Here is a 7,272-nt window from a genome sequence, read left to right on the forward strand (position 1 = left end):
ACACAATTGTACTGATTTAAACCATGAAATGGTTCGATCGAGGGGTCGCCCATGGGTAAAACACCGAAATATCAACAGGTCGCCGACCAGTTGACCCGCCTGATCGAAGAAGGGGCTTTCGGCCCGGGAGCGGCGGCACCGTCGGTGCGCAAGTTGAGCCAGCAGTGGAAGGTCAGTATCACCACGATACTCAAAGCTTACTACCTGTTGGAGGCGCGCGGCCTGTTGATACCCCGGCCACGATCGGGGTTTTATGTCAGCAGCCAGCTGCCCAGCGCGCCCCGCGAACCGGCGCTCTCCGATCCCGAACCGGACCCCAGCACGGTCGGCATGCGCGAGCTGATTACCATGATCGTCCTGCGGGACACCCTTAACCCGAAGTTGACCCAGCTGGGCGCGGCCCACCCGGCCCAAGAGCTCACGGCCACCCGTCAGCTGAACCGGATCATGGCGTCGGCGGCCCGCCGCATGGGGGATCGCGCCGGATTGTATATGGCACCGCCCGGCAACAAACCCCTTCGCCAGCAAATCGTCCGGCATGCGGTTGTCGCCGGCTGCACCCTGGACGCCGACGAAATCATCATCACCTCAGGCTGCGGCGAAGCCGTCTCCAGCTGTTTGCAGGCCGTCTGCCGCCCCGGCGACACGGTTGCCGTGGAATCGCCTATTTGCTTCGACGTGTTTCAATACATGGAGAATCTGGGCCTCAAGGCCCTGGAGATACCCACGCACCCCAGGGACGGAATCAGTCTGGAGGCTCTGGGCTTTGCCTTGGAAAACAACTCCGTACAGGCCTGCCTGGTTATTTCTAACTTTAACAATCCCCTGGGAAGCTGTATTCCGGATGAGCGAAAAAAAGCCCTGGTCAAGCTGCTGGCAACCCACGACATCCCCTTGATTGAAAACGATATCTTCGGAGACATTCATTTTTCCACCAAACGGCCCCTGTCTGCCAAGGCATTCGATACCCATGGCCTGGTCCTATGGTGTGCTTCGTTTTCCAAGACATTGTCACCGGGACTCAGGGTGGGCTGGGCCGCCCCCGGACGATATCGATCCACGGTGGCATGGCTGAAATACAGCACCAGCCTGGCCACGGCCACCCTGCCCCAGGTGGCGGTGGCTGAATTCATGGCCGAAGGGGGCTACCGCAAGCACCTGCGTCGAATTCGCCGGGTCTACCAGGACCGTGTGGCCGAACTGAGACGGGCGGTGATCCGCTTTTTTCCATCGGATATCCGCGTCACCGATCCTGCCGGCGGTTATCTGCTGTGGATTGAATTGCCTGAATCCATCGATGCGTTGGCGCTTTACCGAACCGCGCTCGATGAAGGCATCGCCATCACGCCCGGCCATCTATTTTCCACCGGTGACCGGTACGGCAATTTCATTCGCCTGAACGCGGCCAACTGGTCCGACGAGGCCACGCCGGCCATCCGGCGCTTGGGACGGGTCATCGACAGAATGTCAAAGGCAGGCTGAGAGATGAGGCTTTCGTTGCCTCAAAACGGCCTTGCCGCTACACGTGGCCGTAGTAGTCCCGGTGCACCACGATGGAATAGGCGTAGTCGAGAAGTGTGCCCCAGCTGAATACCGGTAGGTCCGTTGCCCGCTGCACGGCCCGGGCAAAAGGCTGCATGCCGGTGCACTCGAGCATCAAGGCCCCGATGTTTGGGTGGGCGTTGCAAAAGCCGGTACACGTCCGGATCATGTCCGATTCGGCCTTGTCGTAGTATATGGCGGGCACATCCGGCCGCTTTTCATGATCCCACAGGTTGTCAAATTCGCGGCAGCGGTATTCATCCTGGGCGCCGGCGACGATATACCGGCTGTTCAGGTCGATGCCCACGTTTTCAAGGTGGGCATCGGTCAAAAACCGTTTCTGGGCGCAGACGATGCCCACGGCCTTGTCAGGCCCGATGACCTGCTGGATAAAGGGCACCTGAAGCAGGCTGGACATGAACACCGGTATGGCCACATGCCGGGCCACATCCTTTTGAAAATAGGCAAAATACCCACATTCCGCGGCAACCGCGCGACAGCCCATGCGTTCGAGCCGGGCGGCGGCACGCAGGATAGGCTCCCGGCAGGGCGTTTTGTCGGGCTCCCAGACCAGGGTGTGGTTGTCCACCCCCTCGGCGATCTCGTACTGCACCGGGTAGGGAAAGGCGCTGGCATTGCGCACGTCCCCCGGAAATCCCGGATAGGCATCGTCCAGCACCATGATGCCGATGCCCATGCCATAGCAGGTGTGGTTGCTGCGCGTACGGATATAGTTGATGCCGACATCCCGATTGCCGTAGATCATGGCCGCCTCCTGTTTTAAGCGTTGCTGGGGGGCGAATTCCCCCGTGCCTGTCTGCATATCGCGGACAGCCAGCCCCGGTCGACGCCCTGCCGCACCATGCAGTCGTCCAGTTCGGCGAGCAGCGCCCGATCCATGGGCGGAGATGAGTAGCTAGCCAGCATGACCCGTTGACGGTCGGCAATGCTGGTCAAGAATTGATCCGAAGGCGATGCGCCGGCGGTGTTTCCCCTCACGCCGACAAAAGGATTCCAGGCGTGCGTCCTGCATTTTTTCAACGTGTCCCCGGTCGTGAGAAATTGCCCCCCCGGTCCGACGCTCCTGATCAGTTCCAGGTTGAGCGTGTCAGGGTTAACATCCAGATCATCGGCGTAAAACTTCACCATATCGATGATTTGGGTGTCCATGATAAATTTTTCATAGGATATGGCTGCAAATCGGTCCAGCGTACCGGCGCTGTGAACGATAAAGTTCACCTTGTTTTGAAATGTCGCCAGCATGTTCAACATGCTTTCGTAGCCGCTTTGCGGGGTGAGGTGCGGGGCATCGGTGAGGGTACCGCCACAGCGACTGGGCAGGCGGTACATGCGGGCCAATGCTGCGGTATATTTGGACTGCAAGGTATAGGCGGGAGAACCGATGGAGATGTTGCCGCTCTTCAAATCGGCGCCCAGGCACTGCAGGCCGAAAATCACCGGCGTTCCGGGCCTCAGGGTCTGGACGATGGCGATGCCGGCAAGCGCCTCCGCGGTGGCCAATGAGATGTTGGCCGCCATGTCGATGGGGCCGGTGGTGCCGGCCGCCGGGGACGGTGAAATGATCAACGGCTGATTATGCTGCGCCGCGATGATCATGGCGTCAAGGGCATTTTCATCGATCTGTAGCGGGCTGATGGTATTGATCAGGGTCAACAGGTGCGGCTTGGCGGTAAACGCCGCCCGGCCGCCAAAGGCAATCGCTGCCAAATCCATAAGCGCCTGCATCTGCCACCGATCACCCAGGACCCCCATGAGGCATTTGTCCGAACTGATTATGGCCGCGTAAAGCATCAGCAGGTGGCTCTGATCTGCCGGTACGTCCGAGGGCTGGGCCAGAATGCCGCCGTTGACCTTGAAATGCGGGCATTGGTGGACCAGCTTGGCGATGCGGACATAATCCGCCATCACGGTACTGCGCCGAGCGCCGTCAGGCTTACAGATGGCCGCACATCCGTACCCGGGGGCGCAGTTCACATGGTCGCCCCCGATGACCATGTCATGGCAGGGGTCACGGCCATGCAGGGTGAATGACGCGGGTGCCCGGCAAACCGCCTGCATGACCCAATCCGGTGCAAAAAAGACGGTGTTGTTTTTGACCGACACCCCGGGTTGTCGAATCCGCTGAATAAGCTCCGCATGATGCAGTTTGATGCCAACCGTTTCCAGGATACGGAGCGCCTGGTCATGAATGGCGGCCAACTTCTCTTCCATACCCGTATCTCCACAATGACTGCGTTGGCGATTCTCCGGTGAGATCGATCCGGCACCCATGCATGACCGGATAAACCCGCGGCGATGGCTTTCAAGGCCTCATCGCCGAGCCAGCGTATGAATTGAGGCCGATCGAAGCGGGGCTGTAATGGAGGAGATCGCATCCTTTCTTTTAATTGAAGATAGCGGCGCTGGCAAGACGACAATCCAGAATATCGCTTGCCAAGGCAGCCAACCTGTGGGATAGTTTATCCACCAGCCATCAGCGCATTCGCCATCAGCACCTGATTGAATACATCCCGTGCATACGCACCCTGCGAATCCGCTCAGCGACCCTATGCTTCTGCCGACCCGTCGAACCGATCACGCAACGTTGTGTGACATCCGTTCAAAGTCTTCCTGATTGCTTACTTTCTCGCTACGCCCGATATCGATGGCCGGCATGAATCAACCCTTTCTCCCAAAGGAGGCCGCCATGGAAAAACCTGTCATGAACTATGAAAGCCTGATCCGCATCACCCGATACATCTCGACGTTCCGGGACCCTGAAGAAATTGTCCTGACATCGGTGGAAGGGGTCACCAATGCTTTGAAAGTCAAAGGCTGCACCCTGTTCTTGATCGATAAAAAGAGCGGTGTGCTTTCACTTGCCGGCAGCTACGGACTCAGCCGGGAGTACCTGGACAAGGGGCCGGTCAGCGCCATCCGATCGATTTCATCGTCCATTGAAGATGGGCAGCCGGTGGCCATTTATGACGTCAATGACGACCCGCGGCTTCAATACCCCGAAGCGGCCTTGAAAGAGGGCATCGCATCCATATTGTCGGTGCCGATCATCATTGGTGAACGCATCATCGGATGTCTGCGGGTCTACACGGCTCAGCCCTGGGAATTCGGTCTCAATGACGTCAATTTCGTACAGGCGGTCGCCCAGGTGGTCGGCATGGCGCTGGAATTGTGTCGGGTCAACAAAGGCTATAAGGAAAGCATCGACATCTTGAAATCCATGCGCGATCCCAAGACGATCGTATTCAACAAACGCACCCCTTACGAAGGCGTACCCAAAAGCTTTTCCAAAGAGGAGGTGGCCCAGGCCAACGCCTGATGGTTGCACCCCTGCTTATCTTTTTTGACTGGGCCCAGTTAAAAACAGGGCCGGTGTACCGATGTGTCCGATCGATGTGGTGATGACGGACGTGCATCCGATCGCGCATCGCACTCAAGATGTCATCCAGGTGGGAAGCAGCGGCCGACGACAGCGCCTGCGCAAGTAGGGCTTGGATACGGCTTGGAACAGTCTGCGTTGTCCCATTGAAAAAGCTTTTTCAGGTTAACCGGGTTGTCCACGGCCGTTTTGGCTTCGAACAGGCCTGCCTGGCGGGCCCTGTCGAACCCATCACCATAACGCCATCCCCGATCGATGCCTCTCCGTTTTACTGTCAGGTCGACCACCCATTCTCGGTATTTATTCACGCTTCACTTTTAGTGGATCAATGACTATCCTAACTTCAACAACCCGATAATACCCGACCAAACCATCGTGACAGGAGACCCTCATGACCAATGAACTGAACGGAAAAACCGCCATTGTCACCGGAGCCTCCCGGGGCATCGGCAGGGCCATCGCCCTGAAACTGGGCGCCATGAAAGCATCCGTGGCCGTCAATTATGTCAAGGACGAAAAAGCGGCGGCCTCAACGGTGTCGGATATCGAAAAAGCCGGCGGAAAAGCCCTTGCGGTGCGGGCGGACGTGCGACAGGTCAGCGACATTCAGCTGCTTTTCGACCGGACCCTCAACGATTTCGGCAGTGTGGATATTCTGGTCAACAATGCCGGGATCAGGCTATTCAAACCGATTGCCTCGGTGAGCGAAGCGGAATTTGACGATATTTTCGCCGCCAATGTCAAAGGGGTTTTCTTTGCCTGCCAGATAGCCGCCAAACAGATGGCCGACGGAGGACGCATCGTCAACATCTCATCATCGGTGACCCGGGTATTGATGGCCGACTACGGCCCCTACGCCGCCACAAAAGGCGCCGTGGATCAGATCACCCGTGTATTGGCCAAAGAACTGGGACCCAGGGGCATCACGGTCAATGCCATCTCCCCCGGACCCACCGATACCGAGCTGTTCAGAAAAGGCAAGACCCGGGAGCAGATCGAGGGCTTCGCCCAGGCCGCGGCCCTGGGTCGCATCGGTACACCGGCCGATATCGCCGATGCCGTGGCCCTGTTGGTCGTTGACGACGCCGGCTGGATCACCGGCCAGAATATATGCGCCAACGGCGGATTTGTGGCCTGATCGAACGGCGCAGCCACCGCTTTGGTGCATTGGGGATTTAGCAATGCAGATTACCCTGTTTTTCAAACCGGTCTTGTCCACGACACTTATCTTTGCCTGTCTGTTCACTTTTCAGTGCAAAAGGCTTCATGCAACGGACATGCTGAATACAAAATGGTCGCTGGCGGCACTTAAAAATACCACCTATTCGGGTCTGAAGGCCGCCCCCGCGCCGGTGAAGCTGGTTGACGGCCGGTGGGAAGGGGCTCCCTACGTCGACGGCGGTGCGTCACGGCCATCGGTTCATTTCGTCGGCGACCACTACCCCATCGGAAAGGTTGCGGGCAACGCGGCAGATGCCGCCGTCGTGTTTCTGGCCGAATCGTCCGGTGGGTCCGGCAGATTGGTCTACCTGGCGGTGGTTGAAAAAAGGAACGGGGTCCTGACCAACACAGCCACGGCAGCCCTGGGTGACCGGGTGCAGGTAAGGGATGTGCGTATTGAAAACGGTGCGATTGCCGTGGATGTGCTCCAGGCCGGACCGCAGGACGCCGCCTGCTGTCCGGGAGAGCTGGCCACCCGCCATTGGCGATTGAACGCCACCGGGATTGTGGCGTCGGAAACAGCAGACCGGACCGGTCGCCTTTCCCTGGACGTCCTCGCCGACACCGCCTGGAGACTGCGCGCGTGGGATGTCGATGAGCCTGCCCCAGACGCGCCTGAGATTACCCTGAGCTATGACAATAGCCGTCTGGCCGGCAGCGCTGGATGCAACCGCTATTTTGCAATGGTCGAGGCCGGAGACAGACCGGGCGACCTTCAGGTGGGTCCATCCGGATCCACCCGCATGATCTGCCCGGAAGCCATCATGGCCATTGAGCAGCGTTTTCTCCACCAGCTCAGCGGTGCAACGACATTCGCGTTCATGGCCGGGCAACTCGCCATCTCATTCGAAAGGGACGGCAGGCGGGGAACCATGCACTTTAACCGAAAGGAAGGACGCCCCTGACGGCATCATCAAAAACAAGCCAACAAACCCATATATAGTGTTAGGGGTTGATCCAAGGCGCAACCAGCTGTATAAGGAGGTAAAGGCTAACCCTCAATGGTCGCTTCAACGATCTCAAAAATAGGCAGATAACCCTCCCCCACCAGAAGGGTGGATCACCTGGCAGCAGGCCGGAGAAACGCGCAACATACGGATGGATCGACGCAC

7 protein-coding genes are annotated in these 7,272 nt (G+C 58.4%); 4 read left to right on the forward strand and 3 right to left on the reverse strand.

Going from position 1 to position 7,272, the window contains the following annotated elements:
• Positions 1-51: 51 nt before the first annotated feature.
• A complete protein-coding gene (locus ABYV26_RS02745; RefSeq protein WP_372677935.1) occupies positions 52-1,482 on the forward strand; it encodes a PLP-dependent aminotransferase family protein in 1,431 nt (476 codons plus the stop codon).
• Positions 1,483-1,519: 37 nt separating this feature from the next.
• Here the strand turns inward: ABYV26_RS02745 and ABYV26_RS02750 are convergent, their stop codons facing one another.
• Positions 1,520-2,308 (reverse strand): aspartate/glutamate racemase family protein, encoded by a 789-nt coding sequence (locus ABYV26_RS02750; protein WP_372677937.1) that lies wholly within the window; start codon positions 2,306-2,308, stop codon positions 1,520-1,522.
• Positions 2,309-2,322: 14 nt separating this feature from the next.
• Complete coding sequence (locus tag ABYV26_RS02755; RefSeq protein WP_372677939.1) at positions 2,323-3,774, reverse strand: trimethylamine methyltransferase family protein; 1,452 nt, start codon at positions 3,772-3,774, stop codon at positions 2,323-2,325.
• A 475-nt stretch (positions 3,775-4,249) separates the two neighbouring features.
• On the opposite strand from ABYV26_RS02755, the gene ABYV26_RS02760 reads away from it, so the two are divergent.
• Complete coding sequence (locus ABYV26_RS02760) at positions 4,250-4,879, forward strand: GAF domain-containing protein (protein ID WP_372677941.1); 630 nt, start codon at positions 4,250-4,252, stop codon at positions 4,877-4,879.
• Between the two features lie 122 nt (positions 4,880-5,001).
• Here the strand turns inward: ABYV26_RS02760 and ABYV26_RS02765 are convergent, their stop codons facing one another.
• A complete protein-coding gene (locus ABYV26_RS02765; RefSeq protein ID WP_372677943.1) occupies positions 5,002-5,247 on the reverse strand; it encodes a hypothetical protein in 246 nt (81 codons plus the stop codon).
• Positions 5,248-5,330: 83 nt separating this feature from the next.
• Here ABYV26_RS02765 and ABYV26_RS02770 point away from each other — a divergent pair, with 83 nt between their 5' ends.
• Positions 5,331-6,077 carry a glucose 1-dehydrogenase gene (locus tag ABYV26_RS02770; protein WP_372677945.1) on the forward strand — a complete coding sequence of 249 codons (747 nt, stop codon included), beginning with the start codon at positions 5,331-5,333 and terminating at the stop codon, positions 6,075-6,077.
• A 43-nt stretch (positions 6,078-6,120) separates the two neighbouring features.
• Positions 6,121-7,065: an META domain-containing protein gene (locus ABYV26_RS02775; RefSeq protein WP_372677947.1), complete on the forward strand. Its 945-nt coding sequence runs from the start codon at positions 6,121-6,123 to the stop codon at positions 7,063-7,065.
• The last annotated feature ends 207 nt before the right edge of the window (positions 7,066-7,272 follow it).

It is taken from the genome of Desulfosarcina sp. (genome assembly GCF_041551955.1).
Taxonomy (GTDB): domain Bacteria; phylum Desulfobacterota; class Desulfobacteria; order Desulfobacterales; family Desulfosarcinaceae; genus Desulfosarcina.